The sequence below is a fragment of the Variovorax sp. V35 genome (assembly GCF_041154465.1).
In the GTDB taxonomy this organism is placed as follows: Bacteria; Pseudomonadota; Gammaproteobacteria; order Burkholderiales; family Burkholderiaceae_C; genus Variovorax; species Variovorax boronicumulans.
In genome coordinates this window covers 7,168,126-7,189,486 of the sequence record NZ_AP028666.1, presented here as the reverse complement: position 1 = coordinate 7,189,486, position 21,361 = coordinate 7,168,126, and the positions used below count along the sequence as shown (strand labels likewise).

Genomic DNA, 21,361 nt, shown 5'->3' with positions numbered 1-21,361 from the left:
CGGCTCCGTGCTCAGTGCCAGGCGGCGCGCACCAGCGCGGCGGGGTCGCTGGTGCCGGCGCTGATGCCAGTCACCGGGCCCCAGTCGGGATCGAAGCGGCTGGACACGAAGGCCGCCGCCGCGAGCGGGCTCGCGTGCTGCAGCATCAGGCCGGCCTGCGCCGCGCGCACCAGCCGCTGCGTGAAGCGGCGCGCCTGGCGTTCCAGGTCCTGCGGCGCCAGTTGCACCATCTGGCGCAGGGCCTGCACTTCGGTCTGCAGGCGCGCTTCGCCGGCGGTCACTTCCTGCAGGTGGTCGAGCACGAGGTGCGCGTCGTCGGGGTTGCGCGACACGGCGCGCAGCACGTCCAGGCACATCACGTTGCCCGAGCCTTCCCAGATCGAGTTGACCGGCGCCTCGCGGAACAGGCGGCCCATCGGGCCGTCTTCCACGTAGCCGTTGCCGCCGAACACCTCCATCGCCTCGCCGGTGAGCGCCACCGCGCGCTTGCAGTTCCAGAACTTGGCGGCGGGCGTGAGCAGCCGGCGCCAGGCCGTGTCCAGCGGCGCGGGCGAGCCGAAGCGCGAGGCCAGCTCCATCGCCAGCAGCGTGGCGCTTTCGGTTTCCAGCGCCATGTCGGCCAGCAGCTCGGTCATCACCGGCTGGTCGACCAGCGCCTTGCCGAAGGCAAAGCGGTTGCGCGTGTAGTGCAGCGCCTGCGCGAAGCCCTGGCGCATGAAGCCGGCGCTGGCGAGCGCGCAGTCCAGGCGCGTCACGGTGGCCATCTCGATGATGGTCGGGATGCCGCGGCCCTCGTCGCCCACGAGCACGCCCCAGGCCCCCTTGAACTCGACCTCGCTGCTGGAGTTGGAGCGGTTGCCGACCTTGTCCTTCAGGCGCTGGATGTGGATCGCGTTCTTGCTGCCGTCGGGCCGCCAGCGCGGCACGAAGAAGCAGGAGGAGCCGTGCTCGTCGGTCTTGGCCAGCACCAGGTGGCCGTCGCACATCGGCGCCGAGAAGAACCACTTGTGGCCGGTGATGAGGAACTCGCTGCCCCACGGGCCCTGGCCGGCCGGCACGGCGCGCGTGGTGTTGGTGCGCACGTCGCTGCCGCCCTGCTTCTCGGTCATGCCCATGCCGACGGTCATCGAGGTCTTGCCTTCGAGCGGGATGTCGCGTGGGTCGTGCACGTGGGCGGCGAGCTTGTCGCGCAGGTCGGCGTACAGCGCGGCGTTGCGGCGCATCACGGGGATGCAGGCCTTGGTCATGGTGGTCGGGCAGGTGGAGCCCGACTCGATCTGGCTGTGCATGTACAGCGAGGCGCCGTAGCCCACCCAGGCCGAGGGCCGCTCGTCGAAGAACGGCAGGTTGGCGATGCCGTTGCGCCGCGCGATCGACATCATGGTGTGCCACGCGGGGTGGAACTGCACGCTGTCGATGCGCGTGCCGGTGCGCGAGTGGGTGTGCAGCTCGGGCTCGTGGCGGTTGGCGTCCTCGGCGGCGCGCAGCGTGGCCTCGGCGCCGTACTCGGCGCCCTGACGCACCAGCTCGTCGTCGCGCCAGGCGGCGCCGCCGCGCCCCACCGCGCCGCGCAGGGCGGGGTCGCTGGTGTAGACGTTGTAGTCCTTGAGCTCGGGGACCTGGTTGTCGGGGTGGATGCCGGGAATGGTCATGGCGTTGTCTCCGTGAAGCGGTGAAAGAGGGGCGTGCTCAGGTGGTGGCGGCGCGTTCGCGCACCACCAGCGTCTGGGTCGCGAGGCCGATGAGGCCGCGCGTGTCGTACAGGTGGGACACCGTGAGCCCCGCGCCGCCGGCGTGCATCTCGGTGCTGGCGCGCAGGCCGATCCATTCGCCTTCGGGCACGCGAAACAGGTTCAGGCTGAGGTCGGCGTTCGAGAACAGGAAGTCGGCGGGCGACAGCACCCAGCTCAGGCCGTTGCCGAAGTCGGCCGCCGCTGCCGCGCGCATCGCGGGCGACGTGGCCACGCCGCGCACCAGCGGCACGGCGAGCCGGAACCATGCGGCGCCCGCGCCGGGCCGGGCGATGTCGCCCTGCGCCAGGCGCGACTCGACGGCGGTCTGGTGGAACGAGAGGCCGTCGGGCAGGCCGGGAATGCGCAGGCGCTCGGTGCAGTCCTCGGGCAGCGGGCGCAGTTCGCGCGGCGCATCGCCCGCGGGCAGGTTCGCCGGCAAGGTCAGCGGCGAGGTCTTCAGCAGCAGCGCGTGCGCGCGGGCCACCACCGTGTCGCCCGCGAGCAGGTCGATGCCCACGCGCACCGTGGCGCGCGAGGCTTGCGACTGCGTGCGCGTGGTCAGCGGCGCCACCGGCACCGGCTTCACCAGCTCCAGCGTGAGCCGCGCCAGCTGCCAGCCGGGGCCGGGCGCCGCGCGTTCGGCGATGTGCGCGAGCAGCGCGGCAGGCGCGCCGCCGTGCTGCGCGCGCGGGTCCCACGGGCCGCGTGAGAGCGCGTCGGGCAGCCACGCATCGCCCTCGCCGGTGTAGACGGCGGGGGGCGTTGTCTCGGGGGCGTGGTCGGGCGAGGTCATTGCAGAATGCCTTTCGATGGGATCAAAAATTCTAGGAACAACCCGCCTGCGAGGTGTTCGGGTTCGGCGGCCATGACCGGCGCCCGCGCACCCGCCGCCGCCCCGAGGAGGAAGCCGCGCCAGTCCCGTGCGCGCCACACCTCGCAGGCATTGCAGGAAGCCTTTGTTCGGCTTTTGGTCGAGAAGGGCTACGCCGCCATCACGATCCGCGAGATCGTGGCCGTGGCGGGCACGGGCCTGGGCAGCTTCTACGAGTACTTCGAGAACAAGGAGGACCTGGCGCGCGTGTGCCTGCACCTGCGCTCCAAGGCGCTGCTGCTGGACATGCGCGCGGTCGTGGCCGCGAACGAAGGCCGGCCGTGGCGCGAGATCGTCGACGCGGTGATCGATGCGCAGCTCGACGCGCACCGCACGCAGCCCGTGGCCTGGGGCGCGCACTACCTGCTGGAGCGCCACCTCTCCAGCCCCGAGGCCTACCGCAAGATGTACGACCGCTTCGTGGCCGAATGGGTGGGCGTGCTGGACGCGGCAGGGGACGTGAAGGCCGACGCCCCGCAGAAGAAGGAAGCGGCACGCGTGTGCCAGACCATCATCTACGGCCTGGTCGCGCACACCCACATCGGCACGGGCGGGCGGCCCGACCTGCAGACGCTGTCACGCCAGTTGCGCGATGCGCTGCGGGGCTACCTGGCGACGGTCGCCTGAGGCTCTCGCTCAGCGCGACGACTTGTTCGTCGTGCCGCTGACGCCGGCGTCGATGGTGCCGAACACCGTCACGCCGCTGCCCGATGAAGACGTGGAGGAAGAAGACGGCGACGGCGCGGTGCCGGCGCAGCCCGAGACCAGCAGACCGGTCGCAAGGACGGCGAGGGCGGCAAGGATCGACTTCACGGCAGGACTCCAGAGAACAAAGGACGTCCCACTATAGGCCGGGGGCTCCGGCCGCCCTGTAACAAAGACACCAGCCCCTGCAGGGGCTGCGTCGTTCAGCCTGCCACGCGCGGGTCGGTCGCCAGCAGCATCTCGACCATCGATCGCAGGTCGGCCTGCAGCCGCGTCGCGCCGGCCTCGTCGAGCGCCAGCGTGGCCTCGTCCATGTAGAGCTTGCGGTTGATCTCGACCTGGATGCTGTGCCGGTTCGCCGCCGGGTTGCCGTGTCGGCGCACCAGCTCCACGCCCTTGTACGGGTGGTTGTAGTCCACGCTGTAGCCGCGCGCGCGCAGGTGTTCGCACAACTTGTGCGACAGCGCCGGGTCGGCCGTGCTGCCGTCGCGGTCGCCGATCACGAAGTCGGCATGCGCCAGGCCCGGGAAGTCGGTGGCGTGGCTGCCCGCGATGGCCGGCATCGAGTGGCAGTTGATGTGGATGCTGTAGCCGTGCCGCGCGTGCGCGTCGTCGATGGCCTGTGCCACCGCCGCGTGGTACGGGCGCCAGCACTGGTCGATGCGCTGGCGCACCTCGGCCACCGTGAGCGGCCGGTCGTAGATCGGCAGGCCTTCGTCGGTGAGCTTCCAGATCAGGCCCTTGCCCAGGCGCACCTTCGACAGCACGCGCGGGTCGGTCGACACCGGGTCGGCCCACGGGCCGTCGAGCATCGTGGTGTCGACCTCGGTCATGTCGCGGTTGGCGTCGAGATAACTGCGCGGAAAGTGCGCCTCGATCCAGGCGGCGCCCATGTCGCTCGCGAAGGCGTAGAGCTTCTCGACGTGGGTGTCCTCGGCCCGGCGCAGCGTGGCGAGCTCGCACACGGGCCGGAAGTCCTCGGGGTAGACGGTGCCGCTGTGCGGGGAGTCCAGCACCAGCGGGGTGTGCCCGGCGACGCTGGTCACCTGGGCGCGGGTTTGAATCAGTTTCAGGACTGGATGCATAGGCGGTGTCGGTCAGTCCAATCGGATGCGCGCGAAGGCGGCCACCTTCTTCATCTTCTCGATCTCGCTCGCGATCTGCTTCGTGAACTCGGCCGGCGTGGTGCCCGAGGCGTACAGCCCCTGCAGCGCCAGGCGCTCGCGCACCGCGGGGTCCTTCAGCGCCGTGGCCACGGCCTGCTGCATGCGCAGCACCAGCTCGGGCGGCGTGCCGGCGGGCGCGATCATGCCGAACCACGAGGGGTCGTTGCTGGCCGCGTAGCCCAGCTCGCCATACGTCGGCACCTCGGGCAGCACGTCGAGGCGGCCGCTCCAGGACACGGCCAGCGCCTTCAGCTTGCCGGCCTTCACGTGCGGCAGCGATGAGGCCACCTGGTCGAAGTACACCGGCACCTGGCCCGCGAGCACGTCGTTGATGGCCGGGCCCGCACCGCGGTAGGGGATGTGCACCATCGAGGTTCCGGTGCTGCTCTTGAACAGCTCGCCCCACATGTGGCCGATGGTGCCGTTGCCCGGCGAGGCGTACGACACCTTGCCGGGGTTGGCCTTCAGGTACTTCACGAGTTCCGCGAAGCTGCCGACCGGCAGCACGGCCGGGTTGATGACGATCACGCCCGGCGCCTTCACCAGCTCGGTCACGGCGGCAAAGCCCTTGATCGGGTCGTAGGGCAGCTTCTGGTACACGGCCGGGTTCACGCCGTGCGTGGACAGCGTGGCCACGCCGAAGCTCAGGCCGTCGGGCGTGGCGCGCGCCAGCTCGGCCATGCCGATCGAGCCGCCCGCGCCGGCGCGGTTGTCGATCACCACGGGCTGCTGGAGGATCTTGGCCAGGGGCTCGGAGAGCACGCGGGCCGTGATGTCGGTGGCGCCGCCGGGCGGGAAAGGCACGACCAGGCGGATCGGCTTGCCTTGGGCAAAGGATATTCCTGGGGCGAAAGAAACGGCAGCCAGGGTGGAGAGGAAATGACGACGTTGCATGAGGGTTCTTCCAATGGAACGATGAGTGAATGTGCAAAGCTGCAGCTCACCTGAAGCAAAGGATATACCCGATATCATTCCAATCTGGAATGACTTGATGGGCTCCCCCATGCCGCTGAGACGCCTCAACCCGCCCCTGAACCTGCTGCGCGCCTTCTCCACCGTGGTGCGCTTCGGCAGTGTGTCGCGCGCGGCCGAGGCGCTGCACCTCACGCAGGGCGCGGTGAGCAAGCAGGTGCAGGAGCTCGAGCGCTGGATCGGCGCGCCGCTGTTCGAGCGCAGCCGCAAGCGCCTGGCGCTCACGCCGGCCGGCGAACGCTACGAGAAGGCGGTGCGCGCCCTGCTGGCGCAGCTGGAGGCGGCCACGCTGGAGCTCATCACCAGCGGCGACGGCGGCGGCGCGCTGCACCTGTCGACCCTGCCCACCTTCGGCGCCAAGTGGCTGATTCCGCGCCTGCCCGACTTCCAGCAGCGCCACCCGCAGATCACGCTGCATTTCGTGCCCTTCGTGCACGGCTACGACTTCGAGCGGCCCGAGCTCGACTGCGCCATCCTGTTCGGCGACGGCCACTGGCCCGGCGCGCGTTCGCACTACCTGGCGGGGCAGGACGTGGCGCTGATCGCCCCGCGCGCCGCGCAGGCCGAGGCCCCCATCCGCACGCCGCAGGACGTGGCGCGCTGCACCCTGCTGCGCCATGTGAGCGTGCCGCAGTCGTGGCTGCACTGGAGCGAGGCGCACGGCGTGCGCGGGCTCGACCCGCTGGCCGGCCTGCAGTTCGACCAGTTCCAGACCATGATCCGCGCGGTCATGGCCGGCATGGGCGTGGCGCTGGTGCCGCGCTGCCTGGTGCAGGACGAAATCACGTCGGGGCTGGTGGACGAACCGCTGCCCGACGGCGGCTACCGGGGCAGCGAGGGCTACTGGTTCTGCTACCCCGAAGGGCGCGGCCAGCTGGCCACGCTGGATCACTTCCGCCACTGGCTGCTGGCCGAGGTCGACCGCAGCGGGGAAGCGACGGCGCTGCCGCTGGCTGCGCCGGCCTGAGAAGTTACTCGGGCTTCGCGCCCGACGCCTTCACCGCCGCACCCCAGAGCCCGATCTCGCTCGCCACGAAACGGTCGAACTCGGCGCCGGTCGTCGGTGCCGGCTCGGAGCCCCGGTCGCGGATGAAGCGCGCCATCTGCTCGCTCTTGAGGATGTCGGTCACTTCGTGGTTCAGCCGCGCCACGACCTCGGACGGCGTGCCGCGCGGCGCCATCAGGCCGAGCCAGCCCACGGCCTCGAAGTTCTTGGTGCCCGCGACGCCGCTCTCGCGCACGGTGGGCACCTCGGGCAGTTGCGACGAGCGCGTGGCCGACGTCACCGCCAGCGCAACCGCCTTGCCCGCCTTGATGTGCGGCAGCGCGGCCGTCACCGAGTCGACCATCAGCGGCACCTGGTTGCCCAGGAAGTCCGCCTGCGCCGGCCCGCTGCCCCGGTACGGAATGTGCGTGATGAACACATGCGCCGCCGATTTGTACATCTCGCCCGACAGGTGCTGCGTGCCGCCGATGCCGGCGCTCGCGTAGCTCAGCTTGCCGGGCTCGGCCTTGGCGCGCGCCGTGAGCTCGGCCAGCGTGCGGATGCCGCTTTCGGGCGTGGCCAGGAACACCAGCGGCACCTTCGCGATGAGCGAGATGCCGACCAGGTCCTTGCGCGAGTCGAAGCCCGGCTTGGCATAGAGCGTCTGGTTCACCGCCATCGCGCTGCCCGCCACGACCAGCGTGTAGCCATCGGGCGGCGCGCGCACCACGAACTCGGTGCCGATGTTGCTGCCCGCGCCCGCCTTGTTGTCGACGATCACGGGCTGGCCCAGCCGCTTGCCGAGCTGTTCGGCGAGCGCGCGGGCAAAGATGTCGGTGGCCTGCCCGGGCGGGAAAGGCACGACCAGCTTGACGGGCTTGTCAGGCCACGCGGCGGCCTGGGCCAGTCCCGCGCCGCCCAGCAGCATCGCTGCACACAGGGCGGCGGCGAGGTGTCGGCGCTGCATGCGTCGTCAGGCCGCGTCGGGCGCCGAGAGGTGCTTGCCCACGATGCCCGCGAGTTCGAACATCGTCACCTGGTCCTTGCCGAACACGGGTTTCAGCTTGGCGTCGGCGTTGATCGCGCGCTTGTTGGTCGCGTCCTGCAGGTTGTTGGCCTTGATGTAGTCCCACAGCTTCTTGATGACCTCGGTGCGCGCCACCGGTTCGGCGCCGATCACCGCGGCCAGCGAGTCGCTGGGCTTGAGGCCCGCGCCCGGCTTGCGCGGCTTGGCCGCCTTCTTCTCGGCCGGTGCCTTCTTGGCGGCGGGCGTCTTCTTCGCCGCGACCTTCTTGGCTGCCGCGGTTTTCGCGGCCGGCTTGCCGAAGGTCTTGCGCGGCGGGAACTTGCTGCCGCCTTCGCGCGGTGCGAACTCGAAGGTCACCTTGCCTTCTTCGGCGTTCCACGTGAGGAAGGCCTTGAAGGCGCGGCGCGTGCGCATCGAGACGAACTTGTCGAGCAGGTCGGTCTTGCCGGTGGCGAGCAGCTTCTCCATCTGGTCGCGCTCGACCGGCTGCTGCAGGATGATCTTGCCGGTCTTGAAGGTGCAGCTCGGGGTCGGCTGCTCGTTCGTCGGCACCGACTTCTCGCAGACGTAGTTGCTGCCGTGATCGAACACCGGCGCACCGCAGACCGGGCACGGGCCCACGGTGTCCTGCTGGCTGAAGTCGACGATCTCGCCGCTGTCTTCGTTCTTGTCGTCGCCGAAGTCGAACTCGAGCTTCCAGTTCTTGGCTTCTTCCCCGTCGTACTTGAGGATGATCTCGGCGGTGAAGGGCCAGCCCGCCTTGGAGCGGAAGCCCTCGAGCGGGCCGATGTGCTTGTTGGCCAGCAGCTGCTCGGCCTCGGCCACCTCGAAGGTGCGCCCGGCCGGCGACTTGCCGAACGAGAAGCCGCAGGCGTCCTCGCCCGTGCCGCTCTTGCCGGTGCAACCGTAGCGGCGGTAGTTTTCCTTCACCACGCCGCCGCAGTTGGGGCAGGGCGTGGCGAGCGTGGCGTAGTCGCCCGGCACGGTGTCGCGGTCGTACTCCTTGGCCTTCTTGACGATGTGCTCCGTCATCTCGGCGATCTCGCGCATGAAGGCGTCGCGGCTGAGCGCGCCCTTCTCCATCTGCGCCAGCTTGTATTCCCACTCGCCCGTGAGCTCGGCTTTGGAGAGTTCTTCCACGCCCAGGCCGCGCAGCAGCGTCATGAGCTGGAAGGCCTTGGCGGTCGGAATGAGCTCGCGGCCTTCGCGCAGCATGTACTTCTCGGCGATCAGCCCTTCGATGGTGGCCGCGCGCGTGGCTGGCGTGCCCAGGCCTTTTTCCTGCATGGCCTCGCGCAGTTCGTCGTCGTCGATGGTCTTGCCGGCGCCTTCCATGGCGCCCAGCAGCGTGGCTTCCGAATAGCGTGCGGGCGGGCGCGTCTTCAGGCCCTTGAGGTCGGCCGACTCGTTCTGCACGATCTCGCCCGGCTTCACCGGCACGAGGCGCTTGCCGTCCTTGTCGTCTTCCTTCTCGTCGTCCTGGGCTTCCTTGCCGTAGATGGCGAGCCAGCCCGGCTTGACCAGCACCTTGCCGTCGGTGCGGAACGGGTACTTCTTGCCGCCCTGCTCCACCGTGCTGATGCGCGTGGTCACCTGGTGCTCGGCGCTCGGGAAGAACACCGACAGGAAGCGGCGCACCACGAAGTCGTACAGCTTCTGCTCGGCCTCGCTCAGCCCGCTCGGGGCCTGCAGCGTCGGGATGATGGCGAAGTGATCCGACACCTTGGCGTTGTCGAAGATGCGCTTGTTGGGCTTGACGTAGTTGCCGTCGACCGCCTGCTGCGCGAACGGCGCCAGGTGCTTCATGCCGCTGCCGGCGAGCATTTCCATGGTCTGCTTGACGACCGGCAGATAGTCTTCCGGCAGCGCGCGCGAATCGGTACGCGGGTAGGTCAGCGCCTTGTGGCGTTCGTACAGGCTCTGCGCCAGCGCCAGCGTGGTCTTGGCGCTGAAGCCGAAGCGGCCGTTGGCCTCGCGCTGCAGCGAGGTCAGGTCGAACAGCGCGGGCGAGGCCTGCGTGGTGGGCTTGCTCTCTTCGGTGACGGTGGCGGGCTTGCCGCGCGAAGCGTCGGCGATCGCGCGGGCTTCCTGCTCGGACCACACGCGGTCGGCGCGCTGCTCGGCATCGGGCTCGCCGTTGGCCAGCAGCGGCGCGTTGGCCTTCTTCCAGTCGGGGTTGAACCACTTGCCGGGGTACTGGCCGGCCTCGGCCGCGAAGCTGCCGTGGATTTCCCAGTACTCGCGCGAGACGAACTTGCGGATCTGCTCCTCGCGCTCCACGACGACGGACAGCGTCGGCGTCTGCACGCGGCCCACGGTCGTGAGGAAGAAGCCGCCGTCGCGCGAATTGAATGCGGTCATGGCGCGCGTGCCGTTGATGCCCACCAGCCAGTCGGCCTCGGAGCGCGAGCGCGCGGCGTCGGCCAGGCCCTGCATCTGCTTTTCGGTGCGCAGCGCATCGAAGCCGTCGCGGATCGCCTGCGGCGTCATCGACTGCAGCCACAGCCGCTTCACCGGCTTGCCCAGCGGGCTCTTGCCGCCGGCGTACTGCTCGATGAGGCGGAAGATCAGCTCGCCCTCGCGGCCCGCGTCGCAGGCGTTGATGAGCTGCGTCACGTCCTTGCGCTTGGCCTGCTTGACCACGGCGTTCAGGCGCGTCTTGGTCTTGTCGACCGGCTTGAGGTCGAAGTGCGGCGGAATCACCGGCAGGTTGGCGAAGCTCCACTTGCCGCGCTTGACGTCGAATTCCTCCGGGGCCTGGATCTCGACCAGGTGGCCCACGGCGCTGGTCACGACGTAGGTGTCGTTCTCGAAATGCTCGTCATGTTTGTCGAACTTGCCGGCCACCGGCGTGAGGGCCCGGACGATGTCCTGGGCCACCGACGGCTTTTCTGCGATTACCAAAGTCTTTGTCATCTGAGGGCTCTCTATACTCTGCGGCTTCCGCGTGCGCACGCGCGCACACGCATGTGTGCATATTCAACCTAACAGACTTCGGCGATGCCTTCCAAATCCCCACTTTCCGCCGGCCGCGACAAGGAAGCCGCCCCCGTGACCGAGCCCGAGGCGCGCTCCGCCGCCACGCGCTCCGGTGGCCGGCGCATCCAGATGCGCCGCTCGGACGTCCACGGCAACGGCGTGTTCGCCCTGCAGGACCTGGCCGAAGGTGAAACGCTGATCGAATACAAGGGCGAGGTCATCAGTTGGAAAGAGGCGCTGCGCCGCCATCCGCACGACCCGACCCAGCCGAACCACACCTTCTACTTCCACATCGACGACGGCCGCGTGATCGACGGCAACGTGAAGGGCAACGACGCGCGCTGGATCAATCACTCGTGCGAGCCGAACTGCGAGGCCGACGAAGTCGATGGGCGCGTTTATATCAAGGCCCTGAGAAACATCGCCGCCGGCGAGGAACTGAACTACGACTACGGCCTGATCATCGACGAGCCGTACACCGAGAAGCTGCTGTCCGAGTTCCCGTGCTGGTGCGGCTCCGAGATGTGCCGCGGCACGCTGCTGACGCCCAAGGACGAGGACGAGGAAAAGGACAAGAAGAAAAAGAAGAAGGCCAAGAAAAAGGCCGAGAAGAAGAAGGCCGAGGCCAAGGAAGCGAAGAAGGCTGAAAAGAAAGCCGAGAAGAAAAAAGCGGACAAGAAGGCCGACAAGAAAAAGGCCGACGGCAAGAAGAAGTCCAAGGGCGACGCCCCGGCCGCCGCCGGAGACTGACGATGGCCACGACGCCGGCCAGCGCCTGGTTCGAAGACCGGATCGCCGCGACGGTCGCGCCGCTGCTGTCCGGCTTCGCGGTCGAGGCCGTGGCCGAAATCGATTCCACCAACACCGAGCTGATGCGCCGCGCGCGCGCCGGCCGCACCGACCCCGTGCTGCTCGTGGCCGAGCGCCAGACGGCGGGGCGCGGTCGCCTCGGCCGCCCCTGGCAGAGCGCGCAACAACCCGAGGCGCCCGCCTCCCTCACCTTTTCGCTCGGCATGCCGCTGGCGCCGGCCGACTGGTCGGGCCTGTCGCTGGCCGTGGGCGTGAGCGTGGCCGAAAGCCTCGACCCGACGGGCGCGCACCAGGTCGGCCTCAAGTGGCCCAACGACATCTGGGTGAACGACCGCAAGCTGGTCGGCATCCTCATCGAAACGGCGATGCCGCAGACCGCCCGGCCCGATGCCGCGCGCTACCTCGTGGTGGGCATCGGCATCAACATCGGCCCGCGCGAGGGCGACGGCATGCGCACGCCGCCGGCCTGGCTGCGCCAGTGGCAGCCCGACGCATCCGCGCCCGAGGTGCTGCTGTCGCTGGCCGAGCCGCTGGTGCGCAGCGTGCTTGCCTTCGAGGCGCAGGGCTTCGCGCCTTTCGCCGAACGCTTCGCGGCGCGCGACGTGCTGCGCGGGCGCGAGGTGACGCTCAGCGACGGCACCGCCGGCCTGTGCGAAGGCGTGGCCTGGGGCGGCGAGCTGCAGGTGCGCACCGACGCCGGCCTGCAACTGATCTCGAGCGATGAAGTGAGCGTGCGTCCGCGCGGCATGTCTTTCTGAGCGAGGGCATGAAGCTTCGCTTGTTCCTTGTCGCCCTGCTCGCCGCCAACGCGGGCTACTGGCTGTGGACGCGCGGCGACCTGGCCGGCTTCGGGCTCGCACCCGCGGCGCTCGACGAGCGCGAGCCGCAGCGAATGGCGCGGCAGATCCACCCCGAGTGGGTGCAGATCCGCAAAGACGCAAAGCCTTCGGGCACGCCCGCGCCCTGACCCGGTCAGGCCGCAGCAGCGCGCGCGAACATGCGCCGCGCCTTGGCCAATGCGGCCTGCAGTTTTTCTTCGGACGGTGGCTCGTGCGAGCTGGAACTCAGGCCGAATTTCTTGCCCGCGATTTCCTGCACCGCGACCAGGATGCCGCCCAGCACGGCCGGATCGGTCTCGGTGTCGAGCGCCTGGCGCAAGGGCTCGAGCGCCTGGGGCGCAGCGCTGCGGCGGTTGAACACGATCTGCATCAACGCGCTCGCGGCCCATCGGCGGTTCGTGGCGACGGCATCGTGCGTGAGCAGCGGCACGACCTTGGCGATGTCGGTCGTGCCGCCGAGCCAGCCGATCACCCACAGCCCCTTGCAGCGCAGCTCGTCGTGCGGCGACGCGAGCGCGGCGCGCGCGAGGGCCGCGGTCTCTTTCAGGCGACGGCCCTTGCGGTACTTGAAGCCGCCGAGCAGCTGCAGCACCGTGGCCTGCATGGCCGGGTCGGGCTCTTGGTCGAACTGCGCGAGCAGGTGGTCTTCGGCTTCGTCGCCGCGCTCGCCGAACTTGCGGCACAGCCAGTCGTAGAGCTCGCTGTCCATGCCGGTGTCGTGCAGCAGCGTGTAGTGGAAGCCCAGCGCCTCGGCTGAATCCTGTTCCAGCAGATCGGCGCCGAAGTCGAACATGTCCGACACGTCGGTGTCGAGGCGGATTTCCAGGAAGCGTTGGCGCAGCGTGTCGAGCGGATTCATTCCGACGGGGCCTCCTCGAAGCGCACGGTGAAGAGCGCGCCCGGCGGGTGCTTGCCGGGGTGCGCGTCTTCGAGCTTGACCCGCGCGCGGTGCTGGTTGGCGATCTCGCGCACGATCGGCAGGCCCAGCCCGGAGCCGTCGGCCTCGTTGCCGAGCACGCGGTAGAAGGGCTCGAACACCAGCTCGCGGTCGGCCTCGGCGATGCCGGGGCCGTTGTCTTCCACCTGCACCAGCTGCACGTGGCCGAAGGGGTCGGCCAGCACGCGCGCCGTGACCACGCCGGGGCGCTCGGGCGTCGAGGGCGTGTAGTTGAGCGCGTTGTCGACCAGGTTGCGCACCAACTCTTTCAGCAGCGTCGGGTTGCCGTCGACCATCACGCCGGGCGCGCCGGCCTGGACGCCGTCGTAGCCCAGGTCGATGCGCTTTTCGATCGCGCGCGGCACGGCCTCGCGCACCACCTCGATGGTCAGCCGCGCGAGGTCGCAGGGCTGGCAGTGCGTCATGGCGCTGGTGCCCTCGGCGCGCGCCAGCGACAGCAGCTGGTTCACGGTGTGGGTGGCGCGCACGCTGGCGCGGCCGATCTGCTTGAGCGACTGCTTGAGTTCGTCGGCGTTGGCGCCCTCGCGCTGCGCCAGGTCGGCCTGCATGCGCAGGCCCGCGAGCGGCGTCTTGAGCTGGTGGGCGGCGTCGGCCAGGAAGCGCTTCTGCGTGAAGATGGAATCGTTGAGCTTGTCGAGCAGCTCGTTCACCGACGACACCAGCGGCACCACCTCGAGCGGCACCGAGGATTCGTCGAGCGGGCTCAGGTCGCCCGGGCGGCGCTCGCGGATGCGCGCCTCGACCACCGACAGCGGCTTGATGCCGCGCACCAGCGCCAGCCAGATCAGCAGCACCGCCAGCGGCAGGATCGCGAACTGCGGCAGCAGCACGCCCTTGATGATCTCGGTGGCGAGCACCGCCTGCTTCTCGCGCGTCTCGGCCAGCTGCAGCAGCGACGGCGGTACTTCTTCGCTGCCGCTGGGAATCCACAGCGAGGCCACGCGCACCGGCTGGCCGTGCACGGTGCTGTTGTGCAGCAGGACCACGTTGGTGCCGGGCGGGTCGTCCACGTTGGGCTGCGGCAGGTCGCGCTCGCCGTGCAGCAGCGTGCCGTGGCCGTCGAGCAGCTGGTAGTAGATGTGGCCGGCGTCGTCGGCACGCAGGATCTCGCGCGCCGACTGCGACAGCACGAAGTGCGTCTGTCCCTGCTTCACCGTGACCAGTTCGGCCAGCACCTTCACGTTGTGCTCCAGCGCGCGGTCGAAGGGCGCGTTGGCGATGCCCTGCGCCACCAGCCAGGTCACGCCGATGCTCACCGGCACGAGCAGCAGCAGCGGCGTGAGCATCCAGTCGAGGATCTCGCCGAACAGGGAGCGCTGGGCGCGCTGGAAGAGCTTCAAGGGAGTTCCTGGCAAGACGAAAGAACGCGGGCGAGCGTGAACTAGTACTGCGATTCGCAGGTGTGACGTTTCATTGACAAGGTGTGACTGGTTGTAGCCTTGACGTGCAGTTTCTGCAATTCAAAAACATCAGGGAGAAATCATGAAGCAAAAGACCGTGGGCGGCTGCCCCAAGCCGCTCTGGATGGCCGCGACCGTGTTGGCCGCCAGCGTGGGTGTGACTGCATGCGGCGGTGGAGGTGGCGGGGGCGGCGGTGGGATGCCGATGCTGCCGATCGCACCGGTTCCGGCGCCCGCCCCTGCGCCCTCCCCAGCCCCGGCGCCCGCGCCCGCACCGGCCGAGAACCGCGCCGCCGTGCCGGGCTCCGAGCCGTCGCCTTCGTTGAGCGCGCCGCAGCCCGGCTCCACCGCCGCGGTGGGCAACGACAGCGAAGGCATCTATGCCGGCGTGCGAGGCATCGCCTTCGTCGGCACCAACGGTTCGTTGGCAGGCAGCTTCCTCGGGACCACGATGTGGGGGGCGCTGAAGGTCACGGGGCTCGACTGGTCCTTCAACCCGGACACCCAGTTGTATGTCCCGCCCAACGCGTATCCGGTGACCGGCTCGGGCACCTTCACGCCGAAGAAGTCGGTGAATGGCACCTACGCCTACGACAATGGCAGGCCGTCCGATATCGGCCCGCTGGCCTACACCATCGAGAACGCGCTGGCGGTGTCGCAGGCGAGCATGACCGGCACGTGGTCCAACACCGACAGCAGCCCGAGCCTGGGCGTGACGGTGCAGGTCGACGGCCAGGGCGTGTTCACCGGCAGCACGAGCGGCGTGCAGATCGGCCAGTGCACGCTCTCGGGTACTGTCGCCCTGGCGCAGCCCGGCTCGGCCAAGAACATGTACAGCCTCACGCTGAAGGCCGTGAATGCCGCCACGGCCAGCACCAACGACTGCAAGCTCACCCCCGCCGCCACCGGCAGCTATGCCGGGCCGGCCATCATCGGGCTGGTGCCGGCGGGCGTGTACGACAGCAACGGCTACTTCCGCAGCCTCATGTTCCTGATCCGTTCGAACACCGGCGCCACGCTGCTCGTCAATCTGCGCAAGCAGCCCTGACGGCATTGCGCGCGGGCGGGGCACGCTCAACCGGGAATCTTCTCGAGGCAGTAGCCCAGCCCGCGCACCGTCGCGATGCGCACCGGTCCCTTCTCGATCTTCTTGCGCAGGCGGTGGATGTAGACCTCGATGGCGTTGATGCTCACCTCTTCGCCCCATTCGCACAGCCGGTCCACCAGCTGGTCCTTGCTGACCAGCCGGCCGGCGCGCTGCAGCAGCACCTCGAGCAGGCCCAGTTCGCGCGCCGACAGCTCGATCATCTTGCCGTCGATGGTCGCCACGCGGCCGGCCTGGTCGTAGACCAGCGGGCCGTGGCGGATCGCGTTGCTGGTGGCGCCCATGCCGCGCCGCGTGAGGGCGCGCACGCGCGCCTCGAGCTCCTGCAGGCTGAAGGGCTTGGCCATGTAGTCGTCGGCGCCGTGGTCCAGGCCCTTCACGCGCTCTTCCACGCTGTCGGCCGCCGTGAGCACCAGCACCGGCAGCTGCGAGCCGCGCGCGCGCAGGCGCTTGAGGATCTCGATGCCGTGCAGGCTGGGCAGCCCGAGGTCGAGGATCAGCAGGTCGAACTCGCTGTGGGTCATGAGCGCGGTGTCGGCCTGCGAGCCGTTGGCCACGTGATCGACCGCCGCGCCCGAGGTGCGCAGGCTGCGCAGCAGGGCATCGGCCAGCACCTGGTCGTCTTCGGCAATCAGTATTCGCATGAGCCACCTCCGGCGGATTCAGGCGCCATGCCGGCGCAGTTCACATTTGTCTCAACGCGAGTCTAGCCCGCTGTATAGGCTTCGAGTCCGATGGTTACCACGGTGGCGATCTCGTCGCCCACGCTGGCGCGGAACTCGCGCTCGGTCTGCGTCACGGCGCGGCGGAAGGCGTCCAGCCAGGCCAGCCCGTCGGCCGTGAAGAGCACGCGTCGCGCGCGCGCATCGAGCGGGTCGGGGCCGCGCGTGACCAGCCCCCAGGCCTCGCACTGGTCGACCAGCGTGCCCATGGCCTGCTTGGTCATGCCGGCGCGCTCGGCCAGTTCGGTCAGGCGCGAGCCCTCGCGCGCCAGGTGCCGCGTGATGTGGATGTGCGCCGCGCTCACCTGCGCGCGCGCCGCGAGGTTGGACAGCGCCAGCGGCACGTCGATGTCGTGCGCCATGAGCGCCAGCACGCGCTCGTCGAAGCGGCGCATCGCATGGCCCAGCAGGCGGCCCAGATGGGTCTGGCGCCAGGCGTCGGGATCGGTGGGAAAGGCGGGGTCGGCCATGGCCTTAGATGGTAAGGCAAACTGACTTTAAAGTGGGTTTGCGAATCGCCATGAGCCCCTACACTACTGTTCAAGCATCCAGTCTGTGGTTAAAAGCAGATGGATGAATCCCGACACAAACCGTTGATATTCAAGGAGATTTCCACATGGACGCAGTCGTCAAGGGCGCAAGCATCTCGGTCGCCAACAGTGAAAAGGCCAAGGCCCTGCAGGCCGCGCTGGCCCAGATCGAAAAGCAGTTCGGCAAGGGCACGATCATGCGCCTGGGCGAAGGCGAGGCGCTGGAAGACATCCAAGTGGTCTCCACCGGCTCGCTGGGCCTGGACATCGCCCTGGGCGTCGGCGGCCTGCCCCGTGGCCGCGTCGTTGAAATCTACGGCCCGGAATCCTCGGGCAAGACCACGCTCACGCTGCAGGTGATCGCCTCCATGCAGAAGCAGGCCGGCACCTGCGCCTTCGTCGACGCCGAGCACGCCCTCGACGTGCAGTACGCCCAGAAGCTCGGCGTGAACCTGTCCGACCTGCTGATCAGCCAGCCCGACACCGGCGAGCAGGCCCTGGAAATCGTCGACTCGCTGGTGCGCTCGGGCGCCGTCGACCTGATCGTGGTCGACTCGGTCGCCGCGCTCACGCCCAAGGCCGAAATCGAAGGCGAAATGGGCGACTCGCTGCCCGGCCTGCAGGCCCGCCTGATGAGCCAGGCGCTGCGCAAGCTCACGGCCACGATCAAGAAGACCAACTGCATGGTCATCTTCATCAACCAGATCCGCATGAAGATCGGCGTGATGTTCGGCTCGCCCGAAACCACCACCGGCGGCAACGCGCTGAAGTTCTACGCCTCGGTGCGCCTGGACATCCGCCGCATCGGCACCATCAAGAAGGGCGACGAAGCCATCGGCAACGAAACCAAGGTGAAGGTGGTGAAGAACAAGGTCAGCCCGCCGTTCAAGACGGCCGAGTTCGACATCCTGTTCGGCGAAGGCATCAGCCGCGAGGGCGAGATCATCGACATGGGCGTGAACGCCAAGATCATCGACAAGTCGGGCGCCTGGTACGCCTACAACGGCGAGAAGATTGGCCAGGGCCGCGACAACGCCCGCGAGTTCCTGCGCGAGAACCCCGACCTGTCGCGCGAGATCGAGAACAAGGTGCGCGAGTCGCTGGGCATTCCGCTGCTCGCGGCCGACGCCGGCAGCGAACCCGAGAAGGCCGAGAAGCCCGCCAAGGCATCGAAGGCCGACAAGGCGGCGGAGTAAGTTTGAGATAAGCGGCCTTCGCGCAGTGCGTGGGCCGCGTGAGCGACCCACCACCCCCGAATGGCCTTCAGTGCCCCCTCCCTCAAAGGTCGCGCCCTGCGCCTCCTGAGCCAGCGCGAGCATTCGCGCGCGGAGCTGGAGCGCAAGCTGGCCAAGCACGAGGAAGAGCCCGGCACGCTGGCGAAGGCGCTCGATGAGCTGGCCGCCAAGGACTTCATCAGCGAGCCACGCGTCGTCGCCTCGGTGCTGCACCAGCGCGCCGCCCGTTCGGGCGCGCTGCGCGTGAAGCAGGAGCTGCAGGCCAAGGGCATCGCGCCCGAAGCCATCGCGCAAGCGGTGGCCGGCTTGCAGGAGACCGAAGTCGAGCGCGCCACGGCCCTGTGGCGCCGCCGCTTCGACGCGCCACCCGCCGATGCGAAGGAGCGCGCGAAACAGATGCGATTCCTGATGGCGCGCGGTTTCTCGGGCGCCGTCGTGTCCAAGGTGCTCAGGAGCGACTTCGATGACCCCAGCGACGACCCCAACGGCGAATGAAGGCGACGCGGCCTTGTCCCGCGTCATCACGCAGCGCGTGCAGTGCGAATGGCGCGACGCCTATGCGCTCGCGTCCGACCCGAAGCGGCTGCCCGACTGGGCCAGCGGCCTCGCGAAGAGCGCGCTGGTGCCGCACGGCGACCACTGGATCGTGCGCACGCCCGAAAGCGGCGAGGCCCGCATGCGCTTTGCGCCGCCCAACGACCTGGGCGTGCTCGACCACTGGGTGGCGCCCGAAGGCGTGCCCGAGGTCTACCTGCCGTTTCGCGTGATCGGCGTGGCGCCCGGCGTGTGCGAGCTGCAGTTCACGCTGCTGCGCCAGCCGCACATGGACGATGCGGCCTTTGCACGCGACGCCGGATGGATCGCGCGCGACCTGCAGGCCCTGCGCCGCCTGCTCGAGGCGGGCTGAGCCCGGCCTGGTTTACTCGGTGGCCGTGACGTCGTCGGCCAGCGGGTTCTCGGCCTTGTACGCGGCGATGTCGCGCACGTTCTTCTGCACCGCCACCGCGCCGAACAGGCTCAGCAGGAAGGCCATGGCGTAGAAGCCCTTCTCGCTCGCGGCCAGCGAGGCGTTGAACAGGCCCACGGCCAGCAGGCCCACCGACAGCAGCAGCGAGACCCAGCACAGGCCGAAGTAGATGCCGGTGACCGAGATGCCCTCGAGCCGGTCGCGCACCGTCTTTTGCAGCGACACGGCCGAGAACAGGCCGTACATGAGGATGGTGAAGTAGTAGCCCTTCTCGTTGAGCTGCATCGCGGCATTCCACAGCCCGAGCAGGTACACGATGGCGCCGATGATCAGCGCGGCCCAGGATGCGGCGACGAATGCGCCGGTCGGTTTCTGAAACTTGACGGTTCCCATGACGATCCTCCTCGTTGTTGTGTGGCGCGATTATGGTGCGGGAAGGCGGTGGCATGATCGCCAGCGACCGGCCTCGCAGGAGGCGGCTTTCCAGAAAAACCGGAGGAACCCTTCATGTCGTCGCAACCCGCCCACCCGCAGTCACTCGTTCGCACCGGCGCCAAGGCCGGCTTCGCCTTCGCCGGCTCGGCCATCAAGGGCGCGCTGATCGGCCTGTTTCTCGGCGGCGGCGTGTTCTTCTACTACCTGACCCAGCTGCAGGGCCCGGGCATCCCGGCGGCGCGGGCCGGTGGCGCGGGCGCCATCCTGGCGCTGATCATGTCGCCGCCACTGCTGGTGGCCGTGCTGCTGTCGCTGTTCGTCGGCGTGTACTTCCTGCTCGGCGTGCAGCGGGGCCGCGCCCGCGCGATGCAGCACCTGGTCGCGGCGCGCGGCGAGGCCGTGTCGCAGCGGCTGGGCGACGCGATCGCGGGCCGCATCGAAGCCATGCCGCGCACCCACGGCGGCCTGCAGCGCGTGGCCGACTGGCTCTCGCCCGACGCCCTGTGCCAGCAGCTCGCGCCGGTGCTCGGCGAAGGCCGGGCCGTGCGCGCGGTGGTCGGCTTCGTGCTGGGCCGCCTGCCCCTGAGCGACATGCTGGCCGAGTGGCAGCAGGAGCGTGCCGCGCACGGTGCGACGACGCCGGCGACGGGCGAAGACCCTGCCCTGCGCGCCCTGCTCACGCGCCGCATCCACGAGGTGCTGCAGGAGATGGCGACGCCCTCGCGCAAGCTCTTCTACATCGCGCTGGCCGCGCAGGCGGTCCTCTTGGGCGTGGGGCTGTGGCTCGTGCGCTGAGCCCGACCGTCTTCGTCGGTCTTGGGGCGGCCCGCCGCCCTCGCGCTGACGCCTCGGCGACAATCAGCGCCCGCGCGGGCCTTGCGACGTGCGCGGCCTCCATGCCTGCCTGTCTCCCCTGCCCCCCGCTTTCATGATCGTCCGGAAACGCCCGTCCGGGCTCAAGCTGTTTCTGTCCTGGCGGGGCTCCGTCCTGCCGCGCATCGCCGCGGCGCTGACGCTCAACGTGATCGTGGCCATCGTCGTCACGGTGCTGCACGGGCGCTTCGGCTCCATCAAGATCCCGCTCGGCACCGTGCCCTTCGCGCTGCTCGGCCTGCCGCTGGCGATCTTCCTGGGCTTTCGCAACACCGCGGCCTACGACCGCTTCTGGGAGGCGCGCAAGCTCTGGGGCGAGGTGATCCTGCGCTCGCGCAACCTGGCGCGCCAGTGCCAGAGCCTCATCGACGGCGATGCGCCGGTGAACGCCGGCGCCGACACCGTCCGCCGCCTGGACGACCTGCGCGTGCGCATGACCTTGCGCGCCGCGGCGTTTGCCCATGCGCTGCGCCACCAGTTGCGCGGCACTGACGCCGCCGCCGACACCAAGCCTTTCCTGCGCGAAGCAGAGTGGCAGGGCCTGACCCAGGTCGCCAACCGGCCGCATGCGCTGCTGATGCACATGGGTGCCGACCTGCGCGAAGCGCTGCGCGCGCGGCGCATCGACCCGGCGCTGGCGGCGGGCGTCGACGGCACGCTGTCCGCGCTGAGCGCGGCGGCCGCGTCGTGCGAGCGCATCCTCAGCACGCCCATTCCCTTCTCGTACACCCTGCTGCTGCACCGCACGGCGTACCTGTATTGCTACCTGCTGCCTTTCGGGCTGGTGGACTCGGTCGGGTTCATGACGCCGGTGGGGGTGCTGATCGTGGCCTACACCTTCTTCGGCCTGGACGCGCTCGGCGACGAGATCGAGGAGCCCTTCGGCACCGAGTCGAACGACCTGCCGCTCGAGGCCCTGTGCCGCACGCTCGAGATCGACCTGTGCCAGTCGGTGGGCGCCCCGGCGCCGGCGCCGCTGGTGCCGGTCGACTACTTCCTGCGCTGACACCCGCCGCGCGCGCGGTGCCGGCCTCCCCCTTACCGAAAGA

23 protein-coding genes are annotated in these 21,361 nt (G+C 69.4%); 11 read left to right on the top strand and 12 right to left on the bottom strand.

Features of this window, described 5'->3' with window-relative positions; all coding sequences use genetic code 11:
• Window positions 1-11: 11 nt before the first annotated feature.
• Together ACAM42_RS33300 and ACAM42_RS33295 are read right to left on the bottom strand one after the other, a co-directional pair.
• On the bottom strand, window positions 12-1,652 hold the full coding sequence (locus ACAM42_RS33300) for an acyl-CoA dehydrogenase family protein (protein WP_369630689.1): 1,641 nt from the start codon (window positions 1,650-1,652) through the stop codon (window positions 12-14).
• Between the two features lie 37 nt (window positions 1,653-1,689).
• The gene (locus ACAM42_RS33295; protein WP_369630688.1) at window positions 1,690-2,526 is read right to left on the bottom strand and encodes a thioesterase family protein; all 837 of its coding nucleotides are present in this window, start codon (window positions 2,524-2,526) and stop codon (window positions 1,690-1,692) included.
• Window positions 2,527-2,598: 72 nt separating this feature from the next.
• Between ACAM42_RS33295 and ACAM42_RS33290 the strand changes: the two genes are divergently transcribed.
• Window positions 2,599-3,231: a TetR/AcrR family transcriptional regulator gene (locus tag ACAM42_RS33290; protein WP_307582320.1), complete on the top strand. Its 633-nt coding sequence runs from the start codon at window positions 2,599-2,601 to the stop codon at window positions 3,229-3,231.
• Between the two features lie 9 nt (window positions 3,232-3,240).
• On the opposite strand, the gene ACAM42_RS33285 is transcribed toward ACAM42_RS33290, so the two are convergent.
• The 3 genes from ACAM42_RS33285 to ACAM42_RS33275 all read right to left on the bottom strand — a co-directional run bounded on the left by ACAM42_RS33285 (window position 3,241) and on the right by ACAM42_RS33275 (window position 5,369).
• Window positions 3,241-3,417 (bottom strand): hypothetical protein, encoded by a 177-nt coding sequence (locus tag ACAM42_RS33285; RefSeq protein ID WP_167481182.1) that lies wholly within the window; start codon window positions 3,415-3,417, stop codon window positions 3,241-3,243.
• 95 nt (window positions 3,418-3,512) lie between these two features.
• The gene (locus ACAM42_RS33280) at window positions 3,513-4,394 is read right to left on the bottom strand and encodes an N-formylglutamate amidohydrolase (protein ID WP_369630687.1); all 882 of its coding nucleotides are present in this window, start codon (window positions 4,392-4,394) and stop codon (window positions 3,513-3,515) included.
• A gap of 12 nt (window positions 4,395-4,406) precedes the next feature.
• Window positions 4,407-5,369: a tripartite tricarboxylate transporter substrate binding protein BugE gene (locus tag ACAM42_RS33275; RefSeq protein WP_062480391.1), complete on the bottom strand. Its 963-nt coding sequence runs from the start codon at window positions 5,367-5,369 to the stop codon at window positions 4,407-4,409.
• A gap of 109 nt (window positions 5,370-5,478) precedes the next feature.
• On the opposite strand from ACAM42_RS33275, the gene ACAM42_RS33270 reads away from it, so the two are divergent.
• Complete coding sequence (locus ACAM42_RS33270) at window positions 5,479-6,414, top strand: LysR substrate-binding domain-containing protein (protein ID WP_369630686.1); 936 nt, start codon at window positions 5,479-5,481, stop codon at window positions 6,412-6,414.
• A 4-nt stretch (window positions 6,415-6,418) separates the two neighbouring features.
• On the opposite strand, the gene ACAM42_RS33265 is transcribed toward ACAM42_RS33270, so the two are convergent.
• Together ACAM42_RS33265 and ACAM42_RS33260 are read right to left on the bottom strand one after the other, a co-directional pair.
• Window positions 6,419-7,399 (bottom strand): tripartite tricarboxylate transporter substrate binding protein, encoded by a 981-nt coding sequence (locus ACAM42_RS33265; protein ID WP_369630685.1) that lies wholly within the window; start codon window positions 7,397-7,399, stop codon window positions 6,419-6,421.
• Between the two features lie 6 nt (window positions 7,400-7,405).
• Window positions 7,406-10,375, bottom strand: a complete 2,970-nt coding sequence (locus ACAM42_RS33260; RefSeq protein WP_070063301.1) for a DNA topoisomerase III — start codon at window positions 10,373-10,375, stop codon at window positions 7,406-7,408.
• 192 nt (window positions 10,376-10,567) lie between these two features.
• Here ACAM42_RS33260 and ACAM42_RS33255 point away from each other — a divergent pair, with 192 nt between their 5' ends.
• From ACAM42_RS33255 to ACAM42_RS33245, 3 genes are read left to right on the top strand one after another with little or no spacing between them, the layout of a single operon-like run.
• Entirely contained in the window at window positions 10,568-11,188 is a 621-nt protein-coding gene (locus ACAM42_RS33255; RefSeq protein ID WP_095747777.1) for an SET domain-containing protein, read from the top strand.
• Window positions 11,189-11,190: 2 nt separating this feature from the next.
• Window positions 11,191-12,006: a biotin--[acetyl-CoA-carboxylase] ligase gene (locus ACAM42_RS33250; RefSeq protein WP_369630684.1), complete on the top strand. Its 816-nt coding sequence runs from the start codon at window positions 11,191-11,193 to the stop codon at window positions 12,004-12,006.
• 8 nt (window positions 12,007-12,014) lie between these two features.
• Window positions 12,015-12,215: a sporulation protein gene (locus ACAM42_RS33245; RefSeq protein ID WP_369630683.1), complete on the top strand. Its 201-nt coding sequence runs from the start codon at window positions 12,015-12,017 to the stop codon at window positions 12,213-12,215.
• A 5-nt stretch (window positions 12,216-12,220) separates the two neighbouring features.
• Here the strand turns inward: ACAM42_RS33245 and ACAM42_RS33240 are convergent, their stop codons facing one another.
• Window positions 12,221-12,946, bottom strand: coding sequence for a HEAT repeat domain-containing protein (locus ACAM42_RS33240; protein ID WP_369630682.1), 726 nt, complete (start codon window positions 12,944-12,946; stop codon window positions 12,221-12,223).
• The gene (locus ACAM42_RS33235; protein ID WP_062480377.1) at window positions 12,943-14,385 is read right to left on the bottom strand and encodes a sensor histidine kinase; all 1,443 of its coding nucleotides are present in this window, start codon (window positions 14,383-14,385) and stop codon (window positions 12,943-12,945) included. The genes ACAM42_RS33240 and ACAM42_RS33235 overlap by 4 nt, the downstream gene beginning before the upstream one ends.
• A 142-nt stretch (window positions 14,386-14,527) precedes the next feature.
• On the opposite strand from ACAM42_RS33235, the gene ACAM42_RS33230 reads away from it, so the two are divergent.
• Window positions 14,528-15,493, top strand: coding sequence for a hypothetical protein (locus tag ACAM42_RS33230; protein WP_369630681.1), 966 nt, complete (start codon window positions 14,528-14,530; stop codon window positions 15,491-15,493).
• 26 nt (window positions 15,494-15,519) lie between these two features.
• On the opposite strand, the gene ACAM42_RS33225 is transcribed toward ACAM42_RS33230, so the two are convergent.
• On the bottom strand, window positions 15,520-16,194 hold the full coding sequence (locus tag ACAM42_RS33225) for a response regulator transcription factor (protein WP_056575150.1): 675 nt from the start codon (window positions 16,192-16,194) through the stop codon (window positions 15,520-15,522).
• Window positions 16,195-16,256: 62 nt separating this feature from the next.
• The gene (locus tag ACAM42_RS33220) at window positions 16,257-16,742 is read right to left on the bottom strand and encodes a MarR family winged helix-turn-helix transcriptional regulator (RefSeq protein ID WP_062482795.1); all 486 of its coding nucleotides are present in this window, start codon (window positions 16,740-16,742) and stop codon (window positions 16,257-16,259) included.
• Window positions 16,743-16,888: 146 nt separating this feature from the next.
• Between ACAM42_RS33220 and recA the strand changes: the two genes are divergently transcribed.
• From recA to ACAM42_RS33205, 3 genes are read left to right on the top strand one after another with little or no spacing between them, the layout of a single operon-like run.
• The gene (gene recA, locus ACAM42_RS33215) at window positions 16,889-17,998 is read left to right on the top strand and encodes a recombinase RecA (RefSeq protein WP_062482792.1); all 1,110 of its coding nucleotides are present in this window, start codon (window positions 16,889-16,891) and stop codon (window positions 17,996-17,998) included.
• Window positions 17,999-18,058: 60 nt separating this feature from the next.
• On the top strand, window positions 18,059-18,532 hold the full coding sequence (gene recX, locus ACAM42_RS33210; protein ID WP_095747317.1) for a recombination regulator RecX: 474 nt from the start codon (window positions 18,059-18,061) through the stop codon (window positions 18,530-18,532).
• Between the two features lie 13 nt (window positions 18,533-18,545).
• Entirely contained in the window at window positions 18,546-18,944 is a 399-nt protein-coding gene (locus tag ACAM42_RS33205) for an SRPBCC family protein (RefSeq protein ID WP_307695263.1), read from the top strand.
• 12 nt (window positions 18,945-18,956) lie between these two features.
• Here the strand turns inward: ACAM42_RS33205 and yiaA are convergent, their stop codons facing one another.
• Window positions 18,957-19,397, bottom strand: coding sequence for an inner membrane protein YiaA (gene yiaA / locus ACAM42_RS33200; RefSeq protein ID WP_062482786.1), 441 nt, complete (start codon window positions 19,395-19,397; stop codon window positions 18,957-18,959).
• A 114-nt stretch (window positions 19,398-19,511) separates the two neighbouring features.
• Here yiaA and ACAM42_RS33195 point away from each other — a divergent pair, with 114 nt between their 5' ends.
• Window positions 19,512-20,234: a hypothetical protein gene (locus ACAM42_RS33195; RefSeq protein WP_307582288.1), complete on the top strand. Its 723-nt coding sequence runs from the start codon at window positions 19,512-19,514 to the stop codon at window positions 20,232-20,234.
• Window positions 20,235-20,367: 133 nt separating this feature from the next.
• A complete protein-coding gene (locus ACAM42_RS33190) occupies window positions 20,368-21,318 on the top strand; it encodes a bestrophin family protein (protein ID WP_369630680.1) in 951 nt (316 codons plus the stop codon).
• Window positions 21,319-21,361 lie beyond the last annotated feature (43 nt).

Coding starts and splice junctions, on each gene's coding strand:
- ACAM42_RS33270 (WP_369630686.1), top strand. CDS start 5,479: ATGCCGCTGAGACGCCTCAACCCGCCCCTGAACCTGCTGCGCGCCTTC.
- ACAM42_RS33225 (WP_056575150.1), bottom strand. CDS start 16,194: ATGCGAATACTGATTGCCGAAGACGACCAGGTGCTGGCCGATGCCCTG.
- ACAM42_RS33245 (WP_369630683.1), top strand. CDS start 12,015: ATGAAGCTTCGCTTGTTCCTTGTCGCCCTGCTCGCCGCCAACGCGGGC.
- recX (WP_095747317.1), top strand. CDS start 18,059: ATGGCCTTCAGTGCCCCCTCCCTCAAAGGTCGCGCCCTGCGCCTCCTG.
- ACAM42_RS33230 (WP_369630681.1), top strand. CDS start 14,528: ATGAAGCAAAAGACCGTGGGCGGCTGCCCCAAGCCGCTCTGGATGGCC.
- yiaA (WP_062482786.1), bottom strand. CDS start 19,397: ATGGGAACCGTCAAGTTTCAGAAACCGACCGGCGCATTCGTCGCCGCA.
- ACAM42_RS33190 (WP_369630680.1), top strand. CDS start 20,368: ATGATCGTCCGGAAACGCCCGTCCGGGCTCAAGCTGTTTCTGTCCTGG.
- ACAM42_RS33220 (WP_062482795.1), bottom strand. CDS start 16,742: ATGGCCGACCCCGCCTTTCCCACCGATCCCGACGCCTGGCGCCAGACC.
- ACAM42_RS33250 (WP_369630684.1), top strand. CDS start 11,191: ATGGCCACGACGCCGGCCAGCGCCTGGTTCGAAGACCGGATCGCCGCG.
- ACAM42_RS33265 (WP_369630685.1), bottom strand. CDS start 7,399: ATGCAGCGCCGACACCTCGCCGCCGCCCTGTGTGCAGCGATGCTGCTG.
- ACAM42_RS33240 (WP_369630682.1), bottom strand. CDS start 12,946: ATGAATCCGCTCGACACGCTGCGCCAACGCTTCCTGGAAATCCGCCTC.
- ACAM42_RS33255 (WP_095747777.1), top strand. CDS start 10,568: ATGCGCCGCTCGGACGTCCACGGCAACGGCGTGTTCGCCCTGCAGGAC.
- ACAM42_RS33300 (WP_369630689.1), bottom strand. CDS start 1,652: ATGACCATTCCCGGCATCCACCCCGACAACCAGGTCCCCGAGCTCAAG.
- ACAM42_RS33295 (WP_369630688.1), bottom strand. CDS start 2,526: ATGACCTCGCCCGACCACGCCCCCGAGACAACGCCCCCCGCCGTCTAC.
- ACAM42_RS33260 (WP_070063301.1), bottom strand. CDS start 10,375: ATGACAAAGACTTTGGTAATCGCAGAAAAGCCGTCGGTGGCCCAGGAC.
- ACAM42_RS33280 (WP_369630687.1), bottom strand. CDS start 4,394: ATGCATCCAGTCCTGAAACTGATTCAAACCCGCGCCCAGGTGACCAGC.
- ACAM42_RS33290 (WP_307582320.1), top strand. CDS start 2,599: ATGACCGGCGCCCGCGCACCCGCCGCCGCCCCGAGGAGGAAGCCGCGC.
- ACAM42_RS33195 (WP_307582288.1), top strand. CDS start 19,512: ATGTCGTCGCAACCCGCCCACCCGCAGTCACTCGTTCGCACCGGCGCC.
- ACAM42_RS33275 (WP_062480391.1), bottom strand. CDS start 5,369: ATGCAACGTCGTCATTTCCTCTCCACCCTGGCTGCCGTTTCTTTCGCC.
- recA (WP_062482792.1), top strand. CDS start 16,889: ATGGACGCAGTCGTCAAGGGCGCAAGCATCTCGGTCGCCAACAGTGAA.